This is a genomic window from Streptococcus sp. WB01_FAA12 (assembly GCF_012843315.1).
Taxonomy (GTDB): domain Bacteria; phylum Bacillota; class Bacilli; order Lactobacillales; family Streptococcaceae; genus Streptococcus.
On sequence record NZ_JABAEX010000004.1, the window covers coordinates 76,937 to 101,486 of the forward strand.

Annotated in this window: 25 protein-coding genes; 23 read left to right on the plus strand and 2 right to left on the minus strand. The window is 42.6% G+C overall.

The annotated features are described in order from the left end of the window. The first annotated feature begins 1 nt into the window (after position 1). The 10 genes from HF881_RS06550 (at position 2) to HF881_RS06595 (ending at position 13,044) form a co-directional block, all read left to right on the plus strand. Positions 2 to 586 carry a major tail protein gene (locus HF881_RS06550; protein ID WP_169446842.1) on the plus strand — a complete coding sequence of 195 codons (585 nt, stop codon included), beginning with the start codon at positions 2 to 4 and terminating at the stop codon, positions 584 to 586. Positions 587 to 636: 50 nt separating this feature from the next. Then, positions 637 to 930 (plus strand): hypothetical protein, encoded by a 294-nt coding sequence (locus HF881_RS06555; RefSeq protein ID WP_007519106.1) that lies wholly within the window; start codon positions 637 to 639, stop codon positions 928 to 930. A gap of 199 nt (positions 931 to 1,129) precedes the next feature. Beyond that, the gene (locus HF881_RS06560; protein ID WP_169446843.1) at positions 1,130 to 5,380 is read left to right on the plus strand and encodes a phage tail tape measure protein; all 4,251 of its coding nucleotides are present in this window, start codon (positions 1,130 to 1,132) and stop codon (positions 5,378 to 5,380) included. After that, a complete protein-coding gene (locus tag HF881_RS06565; protein WP_169446844.1) occupies positions 5,380 to 6,075 on the plus strand; it encodes a phage tail protein in 696 nt (231 codons plus the stop codon). The genes HF881_RS06560 and HF881_RS06565 overlap by 1 nt, the downstream gene beginning before the upstream one ends. After that, entirely contained in the window at positions 6,072 to 10,502 is a 4,431-nt protein-coding gene (locus HF881_RS06570; RefSeq protein WP_169446845.1) for a phage tail spike protein, read from the plus strand. Before HF881_RS06565 ends, HF881_RS06570 begins: the two co-directional genes overlap by 4 nt. Continuing rightward, positions 10,499 to 10,708 carry a hypothetical protein gene (locus HF881_RS06575; RefSeq protein WP_169446846.1) on the plus strand — a complete coding sequence of 70 codons (210 nt, stop codon included), beginning with the start codon at positions 10,499 to 10,501 and terminating at the stop codon, positions 10,706 to 10,708. The genes HF881_RS06570 and HF881_RS06575 overlap by 4 nt, the downstream gene beginning before the upstream one ends. Continuing rightward, complete coding sequence (locus HF881_RS06580; protein WP_169446847.1) at positions 10,698 to 11,345, plus strand: hypothetical protein; 648 nt, start codon at positions 10,698 to 10,700, stop codon at positions 11,343 to 11,345. The genes HF881_RS06575 and HF881_RS06580 overlap by 11 nt, the downstream gene beginning before the upstream one ends. 16 nt (positions 11,346 to 11,361) lie before the next feature. Beyond that, the gene (locus tag HF881_RS06585; RefSeq protein ID WP_169446848.1) at positions 11,362 to 11,778 is read left to right on the plus strand and encodes a hypothetical protein; all 417 of its coding nucleotides are present in this window, start codon (positions 11,362 to 11,364) and stop codon (positions 11,776 to 11,778) included. After that, positions 11,765 to 12,097, plus strand: coding sequence for a phage holin (locus HF881_RS06590; RefSeq protein WP_169446849.1), 333 nt, complete (start codon positions 11,765 to 11,767; stop codon positions 12,095 to 12,097). Before HF881_RS06585 ends, HF881_RS06590 begins: the two co-directional genes overlap by 14 nt. A 2-nt stretch (positions 12,098 to 12,099) precedes the next feature. After that, positions 12,100 to 13,044: an N-acetylmuramoyl-L-alanine amidase family protein gene (locus HF881_RS06595; RefSeq protein ID WP_169446850.1), complete on the plus strand. Its 945-nt coding sequence runs from the start codon at positions 12,100 to 12,102 to the stop codon at positions 13,042 to 13,044. 105 nt (positions 13,045 to 13,149) lie between these two features. On the opposite strand, the gene HF881_RS06600 is transcribed toward HF881_RS06595, so the two are convergent. After that, positions 13,150 to 13,329, minus strand: a complete 180-nt coding sequence (locus HF881_RS06600; RefSeq protein ID WP_169446851.1) for a hypothetical protein — start codon at positions 13,327 to 13,329, stop codon at positions 13,150 to 13,152. Positions 13,330 to 13,470: 141 nt separating this feature from the next. Beyond that, positions 13,471 to 13,620, minus strand: coding sequence for a hypothetical protein (locus tag HF881_RS06605; protein ID WP_169446852.1), 150 nt, complete (start codon positions 13,618 to 13,620; stop codon positions 13,471 to 13,473). A 611-nt stretch (positions 13,621 to 14,231) separates the two neighbouring features. Between HF881_RS06605 and tgt the strand changes: the two genes are divergently transcribed. The 13 genes from tgt to HF881_RS06670 all read left to right on the plus strand — a co-directional run bounded on the left by tgt (position 14,232) and on the right by HF881_RS06670 (position 24,502). Then, positions 14,232 to 15,374, plus strand: a complete 1,143-nt coding sequence (tgt, locus tag HF881_RS06610) for a tRNA guanosine(34) transglycosylase Tgt (protein ID WP_169446853.1) — start codon at positions 14,232 to 14,234, stop codon at positions 15,372 to 15,374. Between the two features lie 99 nt (positions 15,375 to 15,473). Then, positions 15,474 to 17,291 carry an acyltransferase family protein gene (locus HF881_RS06615; protein ID WP_169446854.1) on the plus strand — a complete coding sequence of 606 codons (1,818 nt, stop codon included), beginning with the start codon at positions 15,474 to 15,476 and terminating at the stop codon, positions 17,289 to 17,291. Between the two features lie 140 nt (positions 17,292 to 17,431). Then, complete coding sequence (gene nagA / locus HF881_RS06620) at positions 17,432 to 18,583, plus strand: N-acetylglucosamine-6-phosphate deacetylase (protein ID WP_169446855.1); 1,152 nt, start codon at positions 17,432 to 17,434, stop codon at positions 18,581 to 18,583. Positions 18,584 to 18,731: 148 nt separating this feature from the next. Then, on the plus strand, positions 18,732 to 19,097 hold the full coding sequence (locus HF881_RS06625) for a DUF1033 family protein (protein ID WP_169446856.1): 366 nt from the start codon (positions 18,732 to 18,734) through the stop codon (positions 19,095 to 19,097). Positions 19,098 to 19,159: 62 nt separating this feature from the next. Next, complete coding sequence (comGA, locus tag HF881_RS06630) at positions 19,160 to 20,101, plus strand: competence type IV pilus ATPase ComGA (RefSeq protein ID WP_169446857.1); 942 nt, start codon at positions 19,160 to 19,162, stop codon at positions 20,099 to 20,101. Further along, positions 20,049 to 21,065 carry a competence type IV pilus assembly protein ComGB gene (gene comGB / locus HF881_RS06635; RefSeq protein WP_169446873.1) on the plus strand — a complete coding sequence of 339 codons (1,017 nt, stop codon included), beginning with the start codon at positions 20,049 to 20,051 and terminating at the stop codon, positions 21,063 to 21,065. The genes comGA and comGB overlap by 53 nt, the downstream gene beginning before the upstream one ends. 1 nt (position 21,066) lies before the next feature. Next, a complete protein-coding gene (gene comGC / locus HF881_RS06640; protein WP_169446858.1) occupies positions 21,067 to 21,390 on the plus strand; it encodes a competence type IV pilus major pilin ComGC in 324 nt (107 codons plus the stop codon). Then, positions 21,353 to 21,787, plus strand: coding sequence for a competence type IV pilus minor pilin ComGD (comGD, locus tag HF881_RS06645; protein ID WP_169446859.1), 435 nt, complete (start codon positions 21,353 to 21,355; stop codon positions 21,785 to 21,787). The genes comGC and comGD overlap by 38 nt, the downstream gene beginning before the upstream one ends. Then, complete coding sequence (gene comGE, locus HF881_RS06650; RefSeq protein ID WP_169446860.1) at positions 21,750 to 22,052, plus strand: competence type IV pilus minor pilin ComGE; 303 nt, start codon at positions 21,750 to 21,752, stop codon at positions 22,050 to 22,052. The genes comGD and comGE overlap by 38 nt, the downstream gene beginning before the upstream one ends. Then, positions 22,015 to 22,476, plus strand: coding sequence for a competence type IV pilus minor pilin ComGF (gene comGF / locus HF881_RS06655; protein ID WP_169446861.1), 462 nt, complete (start codon positions 22,015 to 22,017; stop codon positions 22,474 to 22,476). The genes comGE and comGF overlap by 38 nt, the downstream gene beginning before the upstream one ends. Next, positions 22,454 to 22,867 (plus strand): competence type IV pilus minor pilin ComGG, encoded by a 414-nt coding sequence (gene comGG, locus HF881_RS06660; protein WP_169446862.1) that lies wholly within the window; start codon positions 22,454 to 22,456, stop codon positions 22,865 to 22,867. Before comGF ends, comGG begins: the two co-directional genes overlap by 23 nt. 32 nt (positions 22,868 to 22,899) lie before the next feature. Next, on the plus strand, positions 22,900 to 23,490 hold the full coding sequence (locus HF881_RS06665; protein ID WP_169446863.1) for a class I SAM-dependent methyltransferase: 591 nt from the start codon (positions 22,900 to 22,902) through the stop codon (positions 23,488 to 23,490). Positions 23,491 to 23,548: 58 nt separating this feature from the next. Next, positions 23,549 to 24,502, plus strand: a complete 954-nt coding sequence (locus HF881_RS06670; protein WP_093587061.1) for a class I SAM-dependent methyltransferase — start codon at positions 23,549 to 23,551, stop codon at positions 24,500 to 24,502. The last annotated feature ends 48 nt before the right edge of the window (positions 24,503 to 24,550 follow it).

The following is a 24,550-nucleotide window of genomic DNA, read 5'->3' on the forward strand; positions in this document are numbered from 1 at the left end:
AATGGCATTAGTTGGTTTTAAACGTATGACAATTCGTGTGTTGGATGGGAATGCTAATCCGACACTGGGAGAAAACCTTTTTGTAATTGAAGGACAAACTGGTAAAGGTGCGACTCGTACCGCTAAAATTTCTGGTCTTGCAAGTGATCCAGTAAAAACCTATGGTAGTGATGTCGCTTACCACGTATCCAATCGTGGTGTTGGCGATGTGAAGATGGAACTGACTGCTGTTGATATTCCTTCAACAGTACTCGCTAAAATCCTAGGACATCAAGTCAAAGATGAAATTATTGGTATTGGCGCTGATACAGTTTCTCCATACTGCGCTGTTATGCTTGAGTCTCAGACTGCAAATGGGACTCAGGCACAAGTCGGGTTCTTCAAAGGTCAGTTTTCAATGGATGCTGAAGAACTTGAAACGCTTAAAGATAAGCAAGAAGAACTTCCAGATGACAGCTTGAGTTTCGCTGCTATTGCAAGTGATGACACTGAAACAAATGGCCTTTACTATGTGAAATACATTGGTAAAGATGATGCTAAGCTCAAAAAATTCAAAGGGCAACTTAAAATGGTTGCTGCAGGGTAGGAAGAGGGCGTAAGCTCTCTTTTTATCTTTTTTTCTAGAAAGGAAAGTAAATGGCTAAGGTTAAATTTTTAATTAAAAATGAAAAGGGTCAAGATGTTCAAAAGACCAGTAAGGAAATTACTACCAAGGACTATCGCGACTACTTGATTCTCAATGAAGCACTATCATCTGATGTGTCAGAGGTAGAGAAATTAGACAAGCAATTGGAATTTATCGCCTCACTGTTTGAAGATTTGGAAGTGGAAGAACTTTTGAAATTCACGGATATGGCAGATATTTTTGCGGTATTTGCAGACATCTACTCTCATCTGGTGGGTGATGTTGACCCAAAGGAGAAAAAATAAAGCCAAGTGAAGCACTAAAACGGTTTTATGGGTTTGTCAAACAAGCTACTGAAGGACCGTACGGCATGAGTATCCGTGATGTTATGGATACGAGCTGGGAGGACCTGATGGGTGTTCTTGTTGAAACCGAATCTGCTAAAACTGAGGAAGTCATGGATCTTGCTGACTTTCTAGAAATGATTTAAAAAGGAGGATTTGAATGGCAGGTGGAACGCCGTTAGGTCAAATGTATATCGAGCTAGGGCTGGACGTGTCGAAGTTCAATCCTACCCTAAATGGTGCTAAGAATGCGGTTAAATACTTTCAAAGCAATGTAAAGGCGCTAGACAGCTCCCTTAAAAACAATGGGAAAAACACAGACTTGCTTCAAGCTAAGTACAAGACACTTGGTCAAGCTATTGAAGCGCAAAGAAAAGTCTTGGACCAGATGAAGAAAAGTTTTGATACTCTCGAACCTGGTACAGCTAAATTTGATAAGGCCGCTGCTGAGATTGAACGTGAGAATGCTAAGTTGGCAGTCATGGAAGGTCAACTCCGTAACGTGCAACAAGCTTTGATTGCAGTTGGTAAGGAGAATAGCTTTGCGAACCGTATCAATAAATTTGGAGACGGCCTTATCAAAAGTGGCGATAAAATCAAGACTTTTGGCGATAGTGTTTCAAGTCTGGGAGGAAAACTAACTACTGGTTTGACTCTGCCTTTGGTTGCTAGTGTTGGTATGGTTACGAAAGCAGCTGTTGACTATGAATCTGCTTTTGCAGGTGTTAAGAAAACAGTAGATGAAACAGCTACTGTATCTTACCAAAAATTGTCGGACGGCATTCGTCAGATGGCTAAAGAATTGCCAGCCAGTGCGGTAGAAATTGCTAATGTAGCCGAGGTAGCAGGTCAGCTAGGAATCAAAACCGAAGATATTCTCTCATTTTCTCGAACCATGATTGACATGGGCGAATCAACGAACTTGAGCGCCGAAGAAGCTGCGACAGCCATTGCCAAGATTGCGAATATTCTCGGTCTAACATCGGACGAATATGGACGGTTTGGGGCATCTGTTGTTGACTTGGGTAACAACTTTGCAACAACTGAGCGTGACATCGTTGAGATGACAAATCGTTTGGCGGCTGGTGGTAAGCTGGCTGGTCTAACTGCTCCAGATATCCTTGGTCTTGCTACTGCGATGAGTTCGGTTGGTATTGAGGCTGAGGCTGGTGGTACCGCTATGACTCAAACTTTGACGGCTATTGGTAATGCTGTTTCATTGACAGGTAAGGGCGCAGCAGATGACTTGAACCTCATCTCCAAAACTGCTGGAATGACCTCAGAGGAATTCCAACAGGCTTGGAAAGAGAAACCAGTCGTTGCTTTGCAATCATTTATCAAAGGGCTCAAGGATGCACAAGAAAAAGGCGTAAACATGAACGCTATCTTGGCACAACTTGGAATGACTGGTATTCGACAAAGCAACATGCTGAAATCCTTAGCTCTAGCATCTGATAAAATGGGCGATGCTGTTGATCGTTCAAACAAGGCCTGGAAAGAGAATACTGCTCTGACCAATGAAGCCAATAAACGATATGAAACCACAGAATCTCAATTGAAGATATTCAAGAACCAGGTAACTGACTTGGCTATTGAGTTTGGTGGGCCACTTCTAAAGGCTCTCCGTGACGGTCTAAAAGCTGGGAAACCTTGGATTGACATGCTAGCTGAAATGGCTAAGCATTTCAGTTCCATGTCTGAAGAGGAGCAAAGAAATGTTCTAAAATGGGCAGCGTTAACCGCAGGAGCTGGTCCAGCGTTAACACTTTTTGGAAAAGGTATTGGAATCGTAGGAGGCTTGACAAAAGGAATTGGCTGGCTTACTAAAGGGACTGGTAAAGCGGTCGGTGGCATGAATTTAATGCACAAAACTTTCCAAGCTTTTAGAACAACCGGGAATCTATCCTCTGCTTTTAAATTGGCATCTGGTGGAGCGGTAGCGCTTGGGAATGCAACAGCATCAGCTTCGACGTCTACTGGTCTCTTGACAACTGCAATGAGTGCCCTCTCAAATCCTTTAGGATTGACAGTCGCTGGTCTTGCCATTGCGACAGCTGCTGCTGTTCATTTTGGCAACGAAAAAGACAAGGCTCGTATCAAGACAGAAGAATTTGGCTCTCAGTTGAGCGATACTGCTCGTGGAGAATTGCGAAGCTTTCAAAAGACTGTTGATGAAACAAGCACAGCTGTCGCAAACTTCGGTACTCATGCTGGAGATGCCGAAAAGGTCTCTGGAGCCTTTAAAAAACTCTATGAAGAAATAGCTACTGCTGCCGATAAGACCAACAAACGAATGGAAGAGTTGGGCGCCAAGTGGGGCCTTAGTGAGGACGACATTGCCAAAGCCAAGGAAAGAAATGGCCGGGTTGTCTCTAATACTGAGGCTATGATGAATCAAATCAATGAGATCTATCAACGTCATAATGGAGATGCGAGCAAGTTCTCTCAAGAGGAGAAAGAAATCATCCTGAATAATCAGAATGAGATGATCAAGGCTAAGTTAAAGTTGATGAGTTTGTCGGAAGAACAACAAACAGCAGCACTTCAAGCCTTAAATGGTAAAATCAGCTCACTCAACGAAACACAGTTAAAACATACTAGAGATGTTTTAAAACAGGCTATGGATGAAGAAAAGAAACTCTACGAGAACTCAAAGAGTGAGTGGAAAGAGTTACTTGACGGAAAAGCAATAGATCAAGAAACTTACAACAAGAAAATGCAAGAGCTTGAAGCTAACCATACTCAAACGATGGAAGCTCTGGGAAGTAAGTATTACCAGGTCATGCGAAATCTTGACGATAAGGTGAAAGCTCGAACTGGCCAAAGTTGGAACTATTGGGAAGAAGCTAAGAAAGTTCTAGAAGAATACGGCCTGTCCTATGAAGAAATCGGAAAGAAAGCTGCGGAAGCCTCTCAAAAGGTAGGTAATTCACACAGCATTCTTGCCAATTACACCAGTGAGATGAGCAAGGAAGTGAAAGAGGCTAACGATGCCTGGTCCTTGCTGGTTGGGAATATCAATGAAAATGGTAATTTTGAAGTTAAATCAAATGTTAAGGAAGTGATCGGAGAGGCTGCCAAATCTGCTGAAGGTTGGGAACAATTGCAGTTTATCGCTAAAACTGCGGAAATCAACTCAAATGCTCGTGCTACTATTGCAGAGGCTCTTGTCGAATCTGGTAAATGGAAAGACATGACCCTCGAAGAGAAACAAGTGATTGTCAAGAATCAAGCTGGTCTACAAGCTATCTTTGATAGTGAAACTCACTTAAAAATTTGGAATAGTATGCCAGCGGAAGTCAAAGAACTTCTCATGAAGAATACAGACATCATGAACAAGGCGGAGGAAGCTTCAAAGGCTCTGTCTAACTATGAAGCTCTGAAACCAAAACAGAAGGAGTTGCTGGCCAATGATGAAAGTGTCCGACAAGCAGTCGCTCGCTCAACTGATACTCTGACGACCTGGAATGCGACCACACCGTTTACAAAAGATTTGAAAGCTGATCCTACGAATGTTTTGAACAATGGCCAGTTATCTATCGATAAGATTACGGCTTGGAATTTTGCATCTGCTGAGACGAAATCTTTGGATGCGGTAGATAATACGAGCGCAGCTGTCGGAAGTGCGATTTTGAGTGTTAATTCACCTAAGCAAGAAACTCCCATCAATTTGTTTGCTGCTGACCAAACGGGCGGTGTGCGAAATGAGACGAGCGGTGCTATCAATGCGATTAAGCAGTATGACCCTATTAGTATTTTGGCTCAAAATAATACTCAAGGAACTGTTAACCAGGTACAAAGTGGGGTTGATTCTATTCGTGATAAAACTGTAACAATTAACGCCCAAGACAATGCTTCTGGTGTACTTTCAGGGATTCGAAGCTGGATAAATAGTGTAACAGGTAACTTCTTCACAAATATTTTTGCAAGCAGACACGCCCACGGGACCAACTACCACCCTGGTGGTTTAGCTATCGTCAATGACCAACGAAACAGTAACTATAAAGAAATGGTTACCCTGCCGGATGGCAGGAGTTTCATTCCTGAAGGCAGAGATGTCTTGCTCCCTCTTCCTAAAGGGTCTAAAGTCTTGAGAGCGGATAAAACTAAACGCTTGATGCGTGAGATGGGGATTCCCAAATACGCGACAGGAATTGGTATTCCTAGCGATGCGAAATTCTTAAAAGAAATAGAGCAAGCTCAACGTAAAATAGTTGTTCAACATCAAAATAGTAACAATGGTCAAGATTCAGATAAAGTCATTGCTGAGATGAGGATTCTGAGAGCAAGTATGGAGAGGATCCTTACTGCTATCCTTGAAAAATCGTCAGATGTCTACCTAGACAATGACATTATCTCACGCAAAACCTATGAACAACATGGAGCCATCTATGCAAGGGAGGGAATTTAATGTTTTACATGATTATTAATGGTTTTAATACGTCTACTATCCCTCACTGTGTTGTGACGGATTTTGGAGAAATTGAGGCTGCCAAACCTCATGCAGAATCAGTAGATGTATATGGTTTGAACGGAAGCTATCGAGTGCTAGATGGCTCTTATGAAAGCTACGAACGAACGATATCCTTTTATGTACCAAAACTTGTAGATATTTCAACAATTGTAGATAAATTCCAGCTCAAAGAAAATGTAATAGAATTCAGTTATCAACTTGGATCATATTTCTATGCAGACTTTTCAGGAGCAACCTACAATCGTAACGGAATGCATGCCTGGAAGATAGATGTCAAGCTAGTCATGTACCCTTTCCGATACCAAAAGAATATGGATCCTATGGTTCTTACGGCATCTGGTACAGTCAACAACCCTGGCACGGTTTACTCTGAACCAATCATTGAAATTGAGGGGGACGGTGATGTCTCTCTCACGATTGGGCGTAAGACCATGTATCTTGCGATTAAGACCAAGGCTACGATTGATTGTAGGCAAGGCAAGCAGAACATCTACAACGCTACTGGTGCAGTCCAGAACACACTTCGGAAGCGTGGAGGGTTCTTGGAAATACCGACTGGCAAGGTTGGTGTTTCGTTTACTGGGAATGTTCGTAAGATTACTATTCGACCGAATTGGAGGTATAAGATTTGATTTATTTAACAAATGGGAATATGCCTCTGAACGCTGCCTATGCTGATGAAATTGTTCAAGAGGATAACAGCACCTATCAATTGACCTTCCGATTTCCGACATCCGATCCATTGTGGGAGAAGTTGAAGGAAGAGACTTTCTTAACGGCTGATGACCTACACGGTGAGCAGGATTTTGTGATTTTTGAAGTTGAGAAGAAGCACGGTTATATTCAAGTCTATGCGAACCAGGTGTTCACCCTCTTGAATAACTATGTGGTCAATCCTATCTCTTTGGATAGAGCGACTGGCTCAACTGCTCTCAGTCGTTTTGCTGGAGCGATCACTCGTAACAATCCATTCTCATTCTTCTCTGATATTGAAGACAGACACACCTTCAATATCGGCTCTAAGAATGCCATGGAAGCCTTCGCGAAAGATAAGCACTCTATTATTGGCCAATGGGGTGGTGACCTTGTACGGCATGGCTACCAGGTTCGACTTTTAAAAAATGGCGGTTCAGAAAATGAATCGCTTTTTATGTATAAGAAAAACCTGTCTAGCTATCAGCATAAGACATCTACTAAATCTTTGAAGACTAGAATCACCTTCAAGACTACCGTCAAAGGTGAGGGAGAAAAGGCGCCTGACCGCAAGTTTTCCGTGGTCGTGGATAGTCCGCTCATTAACAAGTACAGTCAAATCTACGAAGATGTGATTGAGGTTAATGATGAGGACGTGAAAGATGAAGCGAGCTTGCGAAAATATGGCGAGCAGTATTTCAAGACATCGCTCTGTGACATGATGGAAGATAGCCTTGAGCTTGAGGTCGTTGGCCAGAGTGACGTGCCTGTCCAGATATATGACATTGTGAGCCTGTTTTATGAGATCTACAATCTGGATGTGCGCAAGAAAATCACCAAGTACACCTATTCGCCGATGGCCAAGAAGCTGAAATCTATTGGATTCGGTCAATTCCAGTCAGGTCTTGCGAATGCAATTGGCAACGCAGTGAATGATGCCGTCAAGGGTGAAGCCCAACAACTTCAAGATGATTTTGAAAGGCAGTTAGCCAGAGAACTCAAGAATGCTGATCTTGCATTTGATAGGCAGAAAGAAGAGTTGGTCAATCAATTCACAGACGGTCTCAACGCTGCCAAAGCCAGAGCCGAAGAAGTCAAGAGAGAACTCTCTGATACGATTGACCAGCGTTTCAATAGCTTTAATAATGGCCCACTACAAGAGGTCAAGCGTAGAACTGAAGAAGCATTGAAAAATTCTGGGGCCAGCAGTCTACTCGCTCAAGAAGCGAAGCGGATTGGTCTGGATTCTGTTGCTAGACTTGAAGCGTTTAAGTCACAGGCTACGAGCGCTCAGACGGCTCTATCGGGTGAGTTGGACTCCCTGAAGCGAACCATCGCGAACGATATTCGACCGAAGCAAGCACAGGCTGAAGCTGAGATTGCCAAGCAGGTTGAAGCGCTTATCCAGACCAAAAAAGAACTGGCTGGTGTGAAGTCAGCGCAAGCGACGTATGAAGAGACAACGACTCGCAGACTGTCAGAGCTGACCAATCTAGCCAATGGTAAAGCCAGCAAGTCAGAGCTCACGCAGACAGCCGAGGAGCTGGCCAGTAAGATAGCGAGTGTGCAGGTCGGGGGTACAAACCTTTATGCATTGAGTAGAAATAAGGATATCCTTCGAAGTAGCCATTTAACAGATTTGAAATTTGATATTTCATCTGGTGAAATTTCATTTAAAGCAACTGGATTAGATCCGTATTTTGGTGAAGCAACGACTCACCCAAAGACAGTAAGTAGTAGAAATGGCGTTCGTATTCCTGTCATTGCAGGCAAATCAATCTATGTGACGATTTCGAATCCTGTCTTTGCCAAGAATTTTATTTCGTATTTCGACGAAAGGGGTAATACGGTAAAACGTTATCAGTATTACGGTGCTAATTCTTTCGCGGTTCCTCCGAGAGATTTGCAAGGAGTGAGTTTTATTACTCTACGTTTTGGTTGTGGTGGTTCGAACTTTGAAATTGGTGATGTACTCAAAACCAAAATCAAAGTCGAATATGGCACGATACCGACCGATTGGAGCCCTGCCCCTGAAGACCAAGACGAGCGTGTCTCAGCGGTTGAGTCAACCTTTAAACAAAAGGCTGACTCACTAGAGGCTGGTGTGAACCGTCTGACTGAAGGTCTCAGAACCAAAGCGGATATCAGTTCACTCAACGTGACTGCTGAGAATATCAGACAGTCGGTGAAGCAGCTTGAGACAAACACGCAGAACAAGCTAGATCAGAAGTTGAGTCTGGCTGAATTTGAGGTGAGGGCTGGTTCTATCCGTCAGGAAATCCTGAACGTAACCAAAGAAAAGGCAGATAAGACTCTGGTCACAACTGAAGCTGGGAAGCTGCGTGAGGAGTTTGCGAGTCTTAGGGTCGGTGGGCGGAATCTGTTGAAGGGCTCAAAAGGGCCGTTTAAGCCAGACAAAAACCCTGCGAACTTTGATAACCAAGTGCTATATTACAACGAGACGTCAATGCATCTCGTCCAAAATGAGAGATACAGGATTTCCGCAAAAACAGACGGAATGTTTACAGCCACACACGAACCCAACAAAGAGAGTGATAATGTCGTTTTATGGTTAATGGATAAAACTGTCACAAATTATCAGATTGTGTCTAGTTTAAAAACGGGTACAACTGGCACAGAATTTGTCTGGAGCTGTCCGACTGGCACTTACCATCTGCGGGTCAATACCTATCGCAAAGATCCGGAAAAGCTGAAAAGTGTTTGGGAGGTCAAAGTAGAGCAAGGCTCGTTTAAGACCGACTGGTCACCAGCCCCAGAAGATACTGAGGGCCTCATCACTGAGGCTAAGGCTACCTTTGAGCGGACGGCTCTGGGGTTGCGAACTGACTTATCAGCTATTCAGGAATATGTCAATAAAGACGGGCAGCGACAAGAAACCTTGCAGCGTTACACTCGTGAAGAGAGCGCAAAGCAAGCGACAGCTGTACGTGAGTTGGTCAATCGTGATTTTGTCGGAAAGGCAAGCTATCAGGAAGACGTGCGAGGCATTGAACGCAAGTTTGAAGCTATCACCAACCCTCAAAATGGCTCGATAGCGACTCAGATAGCGACCTACAAAACAGCAGTAGATGGCCGATTTGCTGAAATCACGTCAATGATTTCTGGTAAAGCCAACCAGGCTGACTTCCAGCGTGTCCGAGAGACAAGCCAGCTCTATGAGCGAATTTTAGGCAATACTGAAAATGGAATTGCGGATAAGGTTGCTCGCATGGCTATGACCAGCCAGCTGTTCCAGGTTGAGGTATCTAAGAATGAGGGCCTGAAAACAGTTCAAAGTCAGCTTGCTGGTTCATGGGGAGTCCATAATAAAAACAGCGTCAATGAAATCATCGCTGGTTTTAACCTAGCTGGCAAAAATGCAGGCATTAAAGCTGAGACGATCAGACTTGAAGGTCGAACCTTGCTTGATGAATTAACCGCTATTCAGGGTTACTTCAAACGATTGTTCGTAGGTGAAGGTACGTTTGCGACTTTGAACACGGATATTTTACGAGCTAACTCTATTACAGCTGACAAGTTAGTCATGGATATAGCTATGGCAAGACGCTTCGTCTCGAGCGACATCTTCACAGATACGCTTGCTGCTAAAGAAGCCTTCATCAACAAGCTTCGCTCTGTCGTAGTCACTGCGACTTTGCTCGAAGGTTATAAAGGTCGCATTGGTGGATTCCAGATTGGTACGCATGAGAAAGATTCATCGGTGTACTGGATCACTGGTCAAAACCAATTTTCAGTTGGTATGAGTAACGGGACTGGCCAGTGGTCACAGACGGCTTTGTGGGTCAATTGGGGCAACAATTGGGGGTATCCTGGAGACTATGCGTGGTACGTGAAAAATAACGGCAAAATGTATTGCTATAATACGGCCGAATTTTGGAACACGCCTGTTATCCATGGGGATCTCCGTGTTACTGGTCACATTTTCTACAACAATAAAGATTCAGGAAAATCTGGTTACTGGATTCATTCGTCTAAATACTCAAATTTTGAGCCTTCGGATAACTATCTGTATATGTATTACAGCGGTTCAGGTTACGACTGGATTCCGATGAATAAAGAAATCTCAGACCGTCGATATAAGCACAATATCGAAGACAGTACAGTCTCTGGCCTCGATGTTATCCAGAAGCTTAAAACGTACAGCTATCGCAAAGAATACGATGGAAAAATAGAAGATATCGCTTGTGGTATCATAGCGCAGGATGTCCAGAAGTACGCTCCTGAAGCATTTTTTGAAAATCCTGATGGCGCATACTCTTACAACACATTTGCTCTTGTGCCTTATCTTATTAAGGCCATTCAAGAGCTTAATCATAAAATAGAAAAATTGGAGGAAACAGCATGAATGAACAAGACAAACAAATCAGCAGTCTGGCGATTAAATCGTTAGGTGAAAAAGTCAGTAATGAGGCTACTCAATCAGCTACGCTAGAAGCCCTCTATACAGTAACTGCTATGGAGCTTGAGCAAATGAAACGAATCATCGAGTCAGACGAAGAGCTTAAAGCAAAATTTGAAGAAGTGAAAGGAAAAATGACAAATGGCAATTAGTAATTATGAACTAGCGACCAAACCTTATACTCGTGGTTTTGGAGACAAAGTTACAACCGTTGTAGAAATCCGTTTGCAAGACGGGAATCGTTATAGCACTAACCAGCGGGAATTGGCTGGTGATCGTACACAAGACCAAGAAGACGTTCTTGTTCAAGCGGTGCTGGATATCCTAAAAGCCGAGCTAGATCCAGGCAGTGCCATTGTCAAAACACAGGCGCAGCTTGAACAGGCTAATCAGAAGATTGCGCAGAATGAGAACGAGCAAAATCGTCTCTCTGCGCTTGCAAATAAAATCGACAAAGTAGTGCGTGTCATGGCTCAAGATTCTATCATGGGTGAGAAAATCGCCTACGGAACAACCTACAAGGAGCTTGTCGAACTCTTCCCGTTCGCCGAGGAAGGTAAAGTCTATCAACCAGGCGATATGTTTGTGATTGAAAATCCTGAACATGTCGAATTAAACGGTGAGGGCAAGCGTGTCTTGATTCAGACAAATCAGGCTTTCACCTACAAAGGCGAATCTCTCAAGTATCTTGAAGGCGTACCATCTCAAAATGGTATTCTTGCAATCTGGAAGTGGGAAGGGCAAAAAAACGAAAGTGATCTTGGGACCACTCGAGTTCCTGCACAGTAGATTGGAAGTGATCTGATTGGAATTACTAGCATTTTTGGATAAATTGAGTCCGATTCTAATCGTGATTATTCCTAGCTATTTCTCTTTTAAAAGCACGCAGAATACAAAAGAGACTGACAAGCAAATCAGTCTCTTATCTGACCAAATTAGTGCTATTAAAAAGACAGTCTCGAATGTTGAGACTATCGGCAAAGATAATAGCAAAGGATTGAGCGTTATTGGAAAAGGTCTTCAAAGATTACAGCGTTTTCGATTGCAAGAAAACCTAAAAAAAGCAATTAGACGAGGCAATACCAATCAGCATGAGATTGAGGAATTGTCTCGTCTTTATGAAAGTTATGTCGAACTTGGTGGAAATGGAGCCATCAAGGTACTGTATGAAAAATTTCTAGCATTGGAAATTGTGGAGGAAAATATAAATGCAACAGATTAACGAAATTATTATTGCTTTTGTTACAGGATTTGTAGCAGTAGCGACAGGCAGTATCGTCAAAGCAGTCAAAGACTATCTTGTTCAAAAAGGCGGAGAGAAGACTATCAAAATTGTTGAAATCTTGGCCAAAAACGCAGTCAATGCCGTGGAACAGGTAGCTTCAGAAACTGGCTATAAAGGTGAAGAGAAGCTGGAACAAGCCCGCACTAAAATCCGTGCAGAATTGTCAAAATATAACATTAGTATGACCGACCGTGACCTCGATACATTTGTCGAGTCAGCGGTCAAGCAGATGAATGATGTGTGGAAGGAGTGGTAAGAATGGATATTGATAAAAGCAGATTGAGAAGTGGATTACCTCAGGTCGGTGTGCAGCCCTATCGTCAAGTACATGCCCACTCAACAGGAAATCGAAACTCAACCGCACAAAACGAAGCGGATTACCACTATCGCAAAGACCCCGAACTAGGATTCTTCTCTCACGTTGTAGGAAATGGTCGTGTGATGCAAGTAGGACCTGTAAACAATGGTTCATGGGATGTAGGTGGTGGTTGGAATGCTGAGAGTTACGCAGCAGTCGAATTGATTGAAAGCCATGGCTCAAAAGAAGAGTTCATGCGTGATTACAAGCTCTATATTGAACTTTTGCGAAATCTTGCAGACGAAGCTGGTATTCCTAAAACGCTTGACTCTGATAGCCTTGCAGGCATCAAAACGCATCAGTATTGCACTAACAATCAACCTAATAACCACTCAGACCACGTTGACCCGTATCCTTATCTGGCAAAATGGGGAATCAGTCGCGAGCAATTCAAGAAAGATATTGAAGGCGGTTTATCTGAAGCTGGCTGGAAACGCAATGAAACTGGTTGGTGGTGGGAAGAGTCGGATGGTTCTTATCCGACAGACCGCTGGAAGAAAATCACTGGTGAGTGGTTCCGATTTGATAATCGTGGCTATTGCCTAATCAATCGTTGGTTTAATGATGGTAAAGACTGGTTCTATCTTGACAAGCGTGGCGCAATGGTTACAGGCTGGATGTATATCAATAACCGCTGGTATTACTTCAAGTCAGATGGGCGCATGGCCAAAGGTTGGGTGAAATATCGTGAGACCTGGTACTATCTCGACGAAAAGGACGGAGATATGAAATCCAATCAATTCGTTAAATATGGTAACGGCTGGTATTATCTCAAACCAGATGGATCCATGGCAGACAAGCCAGAATTTACAGTTGAGCCTGATGGGCTTATCACTACTAAATAAATTTAAAAAAAGAAAGGAGATTCTATTTTTCTTCTTAATGACCCGCAGGCAATAGCTTGCGGGCTTTTTTTGTTTGCAATGCAATAATAAAAGCAGTGACCGAAATCACTGCTTATCAGCTGTAGCAAATTCATAAAGTTTTTCCGCTGTGAGAAGGGCCATTTTGTCCATGTTTGTTTTTCCTTTTCTGAGGTCAGAAACGGTAGTCCATGGCACACCAGCACCTTGTGAAATAGCAGATGTAGAAATAGAACTGTTAAGTAATTCTTGAATAACTTTTCTCATATTATTTGTCCTTTTTATTTTTTAGATAGATATATACATTGATCACAATTATAAAAATAGCTATTGCACTAACCATTGCTTTTCCTCTTTTCATTTGATAAAATAGAGGTGTGAGGGGCTTTCGCCCCCACCTCTTAGCGTTTACCTTTTTCTTTTGCGGGAGTTGGGTTTACGCTTTTTGTTTTGCCTTGCGACTGTTATTGCAGTCACCAGACTTGCTATAGCAGTTACCGTTTCAGGGATATTATCTATCGCCTTTTCAAGTAACCTAAGCCAATCTTCTTTGTTCAACTTCCTCACCTCCTTTCCTTATCTTGATTATATTATATCACGGTAAACCGAGAAAGTCAAGCGTTTTGATGAAATTTTTTTAAATTTTTTCAAAAAAAATAGACCTTGTCCAGAGGTCGGGGAGTTGGAGGGGGCACCCTCCAAAAGCATTGATTTAATAAGATTTTATTTTACCTTTTTCATAATAATCTCCCTAAAGAAGTCACCCAATCAGGTGGCTTTTTTGTCAGTTTGTAAGTCATATTTAGGTGTCTTCCTGAAAGTAGTATTCCTTTTAAGACAAAGAAAAAAATAGTGATATTACTCACTGATTCTTTTGTAAACTATTAGAACTAAATTGCAGCCTTCTCAACTATACGGGCAAAGGTGAGTATGAAAATGAATACGAAGATGAATACGATTTAAAAAAATGACGAAAATTAACGGAAATGATTTTTAAATAAAAATAAGCGAAAACTCAACTATTGATAAGCGACAGAAAGCATTGGTAAACATTTGTCACTTATACCATAGTTCGTGACAGTTCCAGTTTTTTTTGATAAAATCATACAGTATGCCTTTGGGCGCAAAGTATGAACTGGGACTGTCTTTCCCAGCTTCGGAGGTAGAAAATGTCAGATTCACCAATCAAATACCGTTTGATTAAGAAAGAAAAACATACAGGAGCTCGTCTGGGAGAAATCATCACTCCGCACGGTACCTTCCCGACACCTATGTTTATGCCAGTTGGGACCCAAGCTACTGTCAAGACCCAGTCGCCAGAGGAGTTGAAGGAGATGGGATCAGGAATTATCCTCTCTAATACTTATCATCTATGGCTTCGCCCAGGGGATGAACTCATTGCACGCGCAGGTGGTCTCCACAAATTTATGAACTGGGACCAGCCGATTTTGACAGATAGCGGTGGTTTCCAGGTCTATTCCCTAGCAGATAGCCGCAATATCACCGAGGAAGGGGTAACTTTTAAAAACCATCTCAATGGTTCCAAGATGTTCCTATCGCCAGAAAAGGCCATCTCTATCCAGAACAATCTGGGCTCAGATATCATGATGTCCTTTGACGAATGTCCTCAGTTTTACCAACCCTATGATTACGTTAAGAAATCCATCGAACGTACCAGCCGTTGGGCTGAACGTGGTTTGAAGGCTCATAGTCGTCCGCATGACCAAGGCTTGTTTGGGATTGTACAGGGAGCGGGCTTTGAAGACCTTCGCCGTCAGTCAGCTCACGACCTTGTCAGCATGGACTTCCCAGGTTACTCTATCGGTGGTTTGGCAGTAGGAGAAACGCACGAGGAAATGAATGCAGTCTTGGACTTCACAACCCAACTTCTTCCTGAAAACAAACCTCGCTATTTGATGGGTGTGGGAGCGCCAGATAGCTTGATTGATGGGGTCATTCGTGGTGTGGATATGTTTGACTGTGTCTTGCCGACTCGTATCGCTCGTAACGGTACCTGTATTACCAGTCAGGGACGTTTGGTTGTCAAAAATGCTCAGTTTGCTGAGGATTTTACGCCACTAGATCCCGAGTGTGATTGCTATACATGTAAGAACTATACACGCGCCTACCTTCGTCACTTGCTCAAGGCTGATGAAACCTTCGGTATCCGCTTGACTAGCTACCATAATCTTTACTTCTTGCTTAACCTGATGAAGCAGGTCCGTCAAGCTATCATGGATGACAATCTCTTGGAATTCCGTGAGTATTTTGTGGAAAAATATGGCTACAACAAGTCAGGACGCAATTTCTAAAGTGTAAAAATAGAATGCCAGAATCCTAAGTTTTCTCTTAGGATTTTTCTTCTTTTTTTGATAGAATAAAGTGTATAACGAAAGGGAGAATAGACTCGTATGCGTATTAAATGGTTTTCCTTGATTAGGATTACAGGTTTACTTTTGGTGCTTTTGTACCACTTCTTTCAGACCATCTTTCCTGGAGGATTTTTCGGGGTAGATGTCTTTTTCACATTTTCGGGATTCTTGATTACCTCCCTCCTTTTAGAAGAGTTTGGAAAGAAAAGCCAGATTGATTTGCTGGGCTTTTTTAAGAGACGGTTTTACCGCATCGTGCCACCTGTGGTGCTGATGGTTTTGGTGACCATGCCTTTTACTTTTTTGGTTCGTCAAGACTATGTTGCTGGAATTGGTGGCCAGATAGCTGGAGTTCTTGGTTTTATGACCAACTTCTACGAAATGTTAACAGGGGGAAGTTACGAATCCCAGTTCATTCCGCATCTCTTTGTTCATAACTGGAGTCTAGCTGTTGAGGTTCACTACTATATCCTTTGGGGCTTAGCGGTTTGGTTCTTATCCAAACGCTCAAAATCTAGTAGTCAATTGAGAGGGATGGTCTTTCTCCTTTCTGCGGGAGCTTTCATCATTAGCTTTTTCTCCATGTTTATTGGCAGTCTAATAGCTAGTTCCTATTCATCTGTCTACTTTTCAAGTTTAACCCATGTCTATCCCTTCTTTTTAGGAAGCATTTTGGCGACGGTTGTGGGTGTTCGTCAGACGAGCGATTTAGTCAAGCAGTTTGATCGGACGTGGGATCTTCGTCAAAATCTCCTGGTGTTCGCTGCAGGTCTCTTGGTATTGTTGCTCCTGACCTTCTTTGTCAAGTTCACTTACCTGTTTGCGTACTTATTTGGCTTCTTGCTGGCAAGTTTAGCGGCAGTGACCATGATTTTTGCTGCGCGTGTCTTGCATGAGAAAACGCCTGAGATACAAGAACCTCGGATAATTACATTTTTAGCGGATACCAGCTACGCGGTTTATCTCTTCCACTGGCCTTTTTATATTATCTTTTCTCAGTTGATGAGCAATCTGCCCGCTGTTATTTTAACAGTTATCTTTTCTTATTTCTTTGCTATTTTATCTTTCTATATTATTGAGCCATTGATTGCTGGTAAGACTAATCCTTTAATACGGAAGATTAGTCGATTACCTCATATTAAACCGATTAGTGCTAGTGGTGTTGCCATTCTTACTTTGATTACCTTGGTTATCATAACTGTGGCTCCCCAAGTTGGAGCTTTTGAGACAGACTTGATGGTCAATGGTTTCAAGCAAGCACAGACCAATATAGGACAAACAAAGACTCTTGCTGAACAAGCTGAACTGAGTCGCCTGGGAATTTCTGAGGGAACGAGTCTGATTGGAGATTCGGTAGCCTTGCGTGCTAATACAGCCTTACAAGAGGCACTTCCTGAAGCAAATATTAATGCTCAGGTTAGTCGGACGACCAAGCAAGCCAATGACATTATGCTTCTTAACAGCCAGAACAAGGCACTGCTAAAAACAGTTGTCATTGCAACAGGGGTCAATAATCCTGAAGGCTACAAGAATGATTTGGATAGCATCGTTAGCAATCTACCGAAAGGACACCATCTCATTCTTGTTACACCTTATGAGGGAGATAAGAGCAAGGATACTTATACATCAGTGGAGCAGTATGCGGCTTATGCGCGGGAATTAGCAGAAAAGACTCCTTACGTGAGCATTGCTGATTGGAATAAGGTTTCTAAGGAACATCCTGAAATCTGGGCTGGAACCGACCAAGTTCACTTTGGGAATGACAATAGCAAGCTCGAAGAAGGTGCTAAGCTATACGCAGAAACGATTGCAGCTGCTGTTAAAGCCTCTCAAGAACTACCTGTGAAATCAAAATAAAATCAAAGAGTTGGAGATATCCAGCTCTTTTAAAATATCTCCAGAAAAGAGGTCTATACCATTTACAAATGAAAAAGAAAGGTTTATAATGTAATTGACATAATAAGTTCTAGAAACAATCTATCAAGGAGGTTATCATTATGCCTAATTATATTAAAGCGGATCAGTTTTTCTACCCACACGGAGTTCGTCGTGGCGGTTACTTGGAACTTGTGGATGGCAAGTTTGGAAAGCATGTAGAACAGATTCCTGAAGTTGCTGATGTCATTGACTATACAGGCTACAGCATTGCTCCAGGACTTGTGGATACCCACATTCATGGATTTGGTGGTGTGGATGTGATGGATAATAATATCGAAGGAACTCTTCATACTATGAGTGAAGGGCTCCTCAGCATGGGAGTCACAAGCTTCTTGCCAACGACGTTGACTTCCTCTTATGAGCAGTTGCTTGCAGTAACTGAAAACATCGGTGCTCGTTATCAGGAAGCAAGTGGAGCGAAAATTCGTGGTATCTACTTTGAAGGTCCGTATTTCACAGAGAAATACAAGGGAGCTCAAAACCCTGCCTACATGAAAGATCCTCGTATGGATGAGTTTCGTGCTTGGCAAAAAGCAGCCAATGGCTTGCTCAATAAAATTGCCCTTGCGCCAGAACGTGAAGGTGTAGAAGACTTTGTTCGTACGATTACGGGTGAAGGAGTGACTGTTGCTCTTGGACACTCAAATGCGACTTTTGATGAAGCTAAAAAAGCAGTCGATGCTGGAGCGAGCGTTTGGGTACATGCCTACAATGGGATGCGTGGGTTGACTCACCGTGAACTCGGTATGGTTGGAGCCATGTATGAGTTGCCACATACTTACGCTGAATTGATTTGTGATGGACACCATGTGGATCCAAAGGCCTGTGATATTTTGCTCAAGCAAAAGGGAACTGAAAATATTGCCCTTATCACAGACTGTATGACAGCTGGTGGCTTGGAAGATGGAGACTACATGTTGGGAGAGTTCCCGGTAGTGGTTGCCAATGGAACTGCACGCCTCAAATCGACAGGCAATTTGGCAGGTTCTATCCTCAAACTCAAAGATGGTTTGAAAAATGTGGTCGAATGGGGCATTGCGAATCCGCATGAAGCAGTCATGATGGCCAGCCTCAACCCAGCAAAATCTGTTCACATCGATGATGTCTGTGGCCAAATCCGTGAAGGTTACGATGCTGACTTTATCGTACTAGATAAGGATTTGGAATTAGTTGCAACCTATCTAGATGGTGTGAAACGTTATCAAGCATAGTAAAAAGCAGAGGCTGTGATGACTCAGTCTTTGCTTTTCTATTTAGAGGTATCTTCAGAAAGCTAGAAGATTGTTCTATAATGAAGCAAAATCCTTTCATTGTTCTAGAAAATTCGTTATAATATACGGTACAAAGGAAGTAGTGAAAATGTATCGTGTTATAGAAATGTATGGGGACTTTGAACCGTGGTGGTTCATAGAAGGTTGGGAAGAAGATGTCATCATGAGCCGCTCTTTTAACAAGTATTATGATGCTCTAAAATATTATAAGTTATGCTGGTTTGAGCTGGAAAAGAAGAATCCTCTTTATAAGAGTCGGAGCGATTTGATGACTATTTTTTGGGATCCTGCTGACCAACGCTGGTGTGATGAGTGCGATGAGTATTTGCAGCAGTACCATTCTTTGGCACTTTTACAGGATGAGCAAGTCATCCCCGATGAAAAGCTACGTCCAGGCTACGAAAAACAAACAGGTCAAGAAAAACACCGTTCTTGCCGCATGAAATGGAGATAAAAAAGTAACTTTTTAAGTTGCTTTTTTTATTTTTTTGCGAATAGTTAGATAAGGAGGGCGGTATGGTACAAGAAATTGCACAGAAAATTATTGCTACTGCGAAAGAAAAGAAGGCTCAGGATATCTATTTTATCCCCAAGGAAAAGTCCTATGAGCTTCACATGCGGGTTGGAGACGAGCGGTGTCTAGTTGACTCCTATGATTTTGAGGTATTAGCTGCTGTGATTAGTCATTTTAAGTTTGTAGCTGGGATGAATGTAGGAGAAAAGCGTCGCAGTCAGCTGGGCTCTTGCGACTACCAGCATGGGGAGAAGGTGTCTTCTCTGCGTTTGTCTACCGTGGGAGATTATCGGGGACATGAGAGTTTGGTTATTCGTTTGTTGCACGATGAGGAACAGGACCTGCATTTCTGGTTTCAGGATATTGGAGAACTGGGCAAGCAGTACAGGCAAAGAGGACTCTATCTATTTGCAGGTCCAGTCGGAAGTGGCAAGACGACGCTGATGCACGAATTGGCCAAATCCCTTTTTAAGGGACAGCAGGTTATGTCCATCGAAGACCCTGTCGAGATCAAGCAGGAAGAGATGTTGCAGTTGCAGTTGAATGAGGCGATTGGACTGACCTATGAAAATCTGATCAAACTGTCTCTCCGGCATCGTCCAGACCTCTTGATTATCGGTGAAATTCGGGATAGCGAGACGGCACGTGCGGTTGTCAGAGCCAGTTTGACCGGTGCGACAGTCTTTTCAACCATTCATGCTAAGAGTATCCGAGGTGTTTATGAACGCCTTCTGGAGTTGGGTGTGACGGAGGAGGAATTAGCAGTTGTTCTGCAAGGAGTCTGCTACCAGAGATTAATCGGGGGAGGAGGAATCGTTGACTTTGCAAACCAAGACTATCAAGAACATCAGCCAAACAGGTGGAATGCGCAGATTGACCAGCTTCTTAAAGATGGACATATCACAAGTCTTCAGGCTGAAACGGAAAAAATTAGCTACAGCTAAGCAGAAGAAAATCATCACCTTGTTTAACAACCTCTTCTCCAGTGGCTTTCATTTGGTGGAAATTATTTCTTTCTTGGGGAGAAGCGCCTTGCTGGAAAGGGACTATGTGGCCCAGATGCACCAAGGCTTGTCCCAGGGGAAATCCTTTTCAGAGATGATGGACAGCTTGGGTTTTTCAAGTGCTATTGTGACCCAATTATCCCTAGCTGAGGTGCACGGGAATCTTCACCTGAGTTTGGGAAAGATAGAAGAATATTTGGATAATTTGGCCAAGGTTAAGAAAAAGTTAATTGAAGTGGCGACTTATCCTTTGATTTTGCTGGGATTTCTCCTGCTAATCATGCTGGGGTTGAGGAATTATTTGCTACCTCAACTGGACAGTAGCAATATCGCCACCCAAATCATCGGCAATCTGCCACAAATTTTTCTGGGACTAGTGCTGGTTTGCTCTCTGTCTCTACTTTTAGCTCTCACTTTCTACAAAAGAAGTTCCAAGATGCGGGTATTCTCGATGTTAGCACGGATTCCCTTTCTAGGAATCTTTGTCCAGACTTATCTGACGGCCTATTATGCGCGTGAATGGGGCAATATGATTTCGCAGGGGATGGAGTTGACGCAGATTTTTCAGATCATGCAGGAACAAGGTTCTCAGCTCTTTAAAGAAATCGGTCAAGATTTGGCTCAAGCCCTGCAAAATGGCCGCGAATTTTCTCAAACCATAGCAACCTATCCTTTCTTTAAAAAGGAGTTGAGTCTCATCATCGAGTATGGGGAAGTCAAGTCCAAGCTGGGGAGTGAGTTGGAAATCTATGCAGAAAAGACTTGGGAAGCCTTTTTTACCCGAATCAACCGCACCATGAACTTAGTACAGCCACTGGTTTTTATCTTTGTGGCCCTGATTATCGTTTTACTTTATGCGGCAATGCTCATGCCCATGTATCAAAATATGGAGGTAAATTTTTAAAATGAAAAAACTCATGACAAAATTAAAAAAAGCCAAGGTTCAAGCTTTCACTCTGGTAGAGATGTTGGTGGTCCTTCTGATTATCAGCGTTCTTCTCTTGCTCTTTGTACCCAATTTGACCAAGCAAAAGGATGCGGTTAATGATAAAGGAAAAGCTGCCGTTGTCAAGGTGGTGGAAAGCCAGGCAGAACTTTATCGTCTGGACAAGAATGAAGATGCTAGCCTAAGTAAATTACAGGCGGACGGTCGTATCACAGCTGAGCAAGCCAAAGCTTATAAAGACTACCATGCAAAACAAAAAACGAGTCAAACTGTTGCAGATTAAGGCCTTTACTATGTTTGAAAGTCTCTTAGTTTTGGGACTTGTGAGTATCATTGCTTTGGCTTTATCTGGCTCAGTCCAGTCTAGTTTTGCAGCGGTGGAAGAGCAGATATTTTTCATGGAATTTGAAGAACTATACCGTGAAACTCAAAAGCATAGTGTAGCTAGTCAACAAAAGACCAGTCTAAACTTAGATGGGCAGACGATTAGTAATGGCAGTCAAAAATTGACTGTTCCCAAAGGGATTCAGGCACCATCTGGGCAGACAATTCATTTTGACCGAGCTGGGGGCAATTCGTCCCTGGTTAAGGTTGAATTTCAGACCAGTAAAGGAGCGATTCGCTATCAATTATATCTAGGAAATGGAAAAATTAAACGCATTAAGGAAACAAAAAATTAAGGCAGTAATCTTACTAGAAGCAGTAGTAGCGCTAGCCATATTTGCCAGTATTGCAACCCTCCTCTTGGGACAAATTCAGAAAAATAGACAAGAAGAGGCAGAAATCTTGCAAAAGGAGGAAGTCTTACGTGTGGCTAAGATGGCTCTGCAAACAGGTCAAAATCAGGTAAAGGTAAATGGAGTTGAAATCCAGGTGTTTGCTAGTGAAAAGGGATTGGAGGTCTACCATGGTTCAGAGAAGTTGCTCGACCTTAAAGAGCAGTAAGGTAAGAGCTTTCACTCTTCTAGAATCTCTGATTGCCCTTATCGTCATCAGTGGAAGCTTGCTCCTCTTTCAAGCCATGAGTCAGCTCCTCATTTCAGAAGTTCGTTACCAGCAACAAAGCGAGCAAAAGGAGTGGCTCTTGTTTGTGGATCAGCTGGAGGCGGAGTTAGAGCGTTCGCAGTTTAAAAAGGTGGAGGGCAATCGCCTCTATGTGAAGCAAGATGGCAAGGATATCGCTATGGGTAAGTCCAAATCGGATGATTTTCGAAAAACGGATACCAGCGGACGGGGCTATCAGCCTATGGTTTATGGACTCAAATCAGCTCAAATTACAGAGGAAAATCAATTGGTTCGCTTTCGTTTCCAATTTCAAAAGGGCTTAGAAAGGGAGTTCATCTATCGTGTGGAAAAATCAAAAAGTTAAGGCAGGTGTTCTCTTATATGCAGTTACTATGGCATCCATCTTTAGTCTATTGCTACAGTTTTATTTGAATCGACAAGTTGCCCATCACAAAGACTTTGCCTTAAATAAAGAAAAGTTGGTCGCTTTTGCTATGGCCAAGCGAAGTAAAGATAAGGCTGAGCAAGAAAGTGGTGAACGAGTCTTTAACTTAGGAAAAGTCACGTATCACAATACGAAAACAGGTTTTGCAACAAGTATTCGTATGAATAAGGGCAACTATGAATTTCTCTTTCCTTCGATGAAACCCAAGGAAAAGAAAACGGATAAAAAGCAACAGGTAGCGACTGATTTAAGTCAAGAACCAAATCAGACAAAAACAGAAAATAAGGCAGATAAGAAAGACAATTCCTAGTCAATTCAACTACTTTGTGTTAAACTAAAAGCATGAAACACGATTTTAATCACAAAGCAGAAACCTTTGATTCGCCCAAAAATATCTTTCTTGCAAACTTGGTTTGTCAAGCAGTTGAAAAACAGATTGATCTTCTATCAGACAAGGAAATACTGGATTTCGGTGGTGGGACAGGCCTATTAGCCTTGCCTCTAGCCAAGCAGGCCAAGTCGGTTACCCTTGTGGACATCTCGGAGAAAATGCTGGAGCAAGCCCGTTTGAAAGCGGACCAGCAAGATATCAAGAATATCCAGTTTTTGGAGCAGGATTTACTTGCAAATCCTTTGGAGCAGCAATTTGACCTGATTGTTGTCAGTCGAGTTCTTCATCACATACCTGATCTAGATGCGACTCTTGCCATGTTTCACCATCACCTTAGGGAGAATGGACAAGTCCTCATTGCTGACTTTGTCAAGACAGATACCAACCATCACGGCTTTGAATTAGCTGAACTGGAAAACAAGCTCGCCCAGTTTGGTTTTTCGAGCATTGACAGTCAGATTCTTTACAGTGCTGAAGATCTTTTCCTAGGAAATTACGCAGAGCTCTTTTTAACTGTAGCCCAAAAATCACTTGCTGACTAAAGCAGTGATTTTTTCTCTTCAGATGGAAAAAAGGAGGGAAATTTGATAAGATAGGAATATGGATTTTGAAAAAATAGAACAAGCTTATACGTATTTACTAGAGAATGTCCAAGTCATCCAAAGTGATTTGGCGACCAACTTTTATGACGCCTTGGTAGAGCAAAACAGCATCTATCTGGATGGCGAAACTGAGCTAGAGAAGGTAAAGGAAAACAATCAAGCCCTTAAGCGCTTAGCACTTCGCAAGGAAGAGTGGCTCAAGACCTACCAGTTTCTCTTGATGAAGGCAGGACAAACTGAGCCTTTGCAAGCCAATCACCAGTTTACGCCGGATGCCATTGCTCTCCTCTTGGTACTTATTGTGGAAGAGTTGCTTGATAAAGAGGAAATTAGCATCCTCGAAATAGGTTCTGGAGTGGGAATTCTGGGGGCTACTTTCTTGATATCTCTTGCTAAAAAAGTAGATTACTTGGGAATTGAAGTGGATGACTTGCTGATTGATTTGGCGGCTAGCATGGCAGATGTGATTGGTTTGCAGGCAGGATTTGTCCAAGGTGATGCCGTTCGTCCGCAAATGCTTAAAGAAAGCGATGTGGTCATTAGCGACTTGCCTGTCGGCTATTACCCAGACGATGCCATCGCTTCACGCTATCAAGTGGCTTCTAGCCAAGAACATACCTATGCCCATCATTTGCTGATGGAGCAAGGCCTCAAGTACCTCAAGTCAGACGGATACGCTATTTTTCTAGCTCCGAGCGACTTGTTGACCAGTCCTCAAAGTGATTTGTTAAAAGGTTGGCTCAAAGACGAAGTGAGTCTGGCTGCTATCATCGCTCTGCCAGAGGATATTTTCTCAACTGCAAGCCAAGCTAAAAGTATTTTTGTCTTACAGAAGAAAAGAGACAAGGAAATAGAACCATTTGTCTATCCTTTGACCAGTCTGCAAGATCCAGCTGCATTAATGAAATTCAAAGAAAATTTTCAAAAATGGAGCAAAGGTACTGAAATGTAAGGTAAATTTTGTTATAATAGTTGAAAACGCTTAAAAAGGGGTATCATG

Coding starts and splice junctions, on each gene's coding strand:
- HF881_RS06550 (WP_169446842.1), top strand. CDS start 2: ATGGCATTAGTTGGTTTTAAACGTATGACAATTCGTGTGTTGGATGGG.
- HF881_RS06555 (WP_007519106.1), top strand. CDS start 637: ATGGCTAAGGTTAAATTTTTAATTAAAAATGAAAAGGGTCAAGATGTT.
- HF881_RS06560 (WP_169446843.1), top strand. CDS start 1,130: ATGGCAGGTGGAACGCCGTTAGGTCAAATGTATATCGAGCTAGGGCTG.
- HF881_RS06565 (WP_169446844.1), top strand. CDS start 5,380: ATGTTTTACATGATTATTAATGGTTTTAATACGTCTACTATCCCTCAC.
- HF881_RS06575 (WP_169446846.1), top strand. CDS start 10,499: ATGAATGAACAAGACAAACAAATCAGCAGTCTGGCGATTAAATCGTTA.
- HF881_RS06580 (WP_169446847.1), top strand. CDS start 10,698: ATGGCAATTAGTAATTATGAACTAGCGACCAAACCTTATACTCGTGGT.
- HF881_RS06590 (WP_169446849.1), top strand. CDS start 11,765: ATGCAACAGATTAACGAAATTATTATTGCTTTTGTTACAGGATTTGTA.
- HF881_RS06595 (WP_169446850.1), top strand. CDS start 12,100: ATGGATATTGATAAAAGCAGATTGAGAAGTGGATTACCTCAGGTCGGT.
- HF881_RS06600 (WP_169446851.1), bottom strand. CDS start 13,329: ATGAGAAAAGTTATTCAAGAATTACTTAACAGTTCTATTTCTACATCT.
- tgt (WP_169446853.1), top strand. CDS start 14,232: ATGTCAGATTCACCAATCAAATACCGTTTGATTAAGAAAGAAAAACAT.
- HF881_RS06615 (WP_169446854.1), top strand. CDS start 15,474: ATGCGTATTAAATGGTTTTCCTTGATTAGGATTACAGGTTTACTTTTG.
- nagA (WP_169446855.1), top strand. CDS start 17,432: ATGCCTAATTATATTAAAGCGGATCAGTTTTTCTACCCACACGGAGTT.
- HF881_RS06625 (WP_169446856.1), top strand. CDS start 18,732: ATGTATCGTGTTATAGAAATGTATGGGGACTTTGAACCGTGGTGGTTC.
- comGA (WP_169446857.1), top strand. CDS start 19,160: ATGGTACAAGAAATTGCACAGAAAATTATTGCTACTGCGAAAGAAAAG.
- comGB (WP_169446873.1), top strand. CDS start 20,049: ATGGACATATCACAAGTCTTCAGGCTGAAACGGAAAAAATTAGCTACA.
- comGC (WP_169446858.1), top strand. CDS start 21,067: ATGAAAAAACTCATGACAAAATTAAAAAAAGCCAAGGTTCAAGCTTTC.
- comGD (WP_169446859.1), top strand. CDS start 21,353: ATGCAAAACAAAAAACGAGTCAAACTGTTGCAGATTAAGGCCTTTACT.
- comGE (WP_169446860.1), top strand. CDS start 21,750: ATGGAAAAATTAAACGCATTAAGGAAACAAAAAATTAAGGCAGTAATC.
- comGF (WP_169446861.1), top strand. CDS start 22,015: ATGGTTCAGAGAAGTTGCTCGACCTTAAAGAGCAGTAAGGTAAGAGCT.
- HF881_RS06665 (WP_169446863.1), top strand. CDS start 22,900: ATGAAACACGATTTTAATCACAAAGCAGAAACCTTTGATTCGCCCAAA.
- HF881_RS06670 (WP_093587061.1), top strand. CDS start 23,549: ATGGATTTTGAAAAAATAGAACAAGCTTATACGTATTTACTAGAGAAT.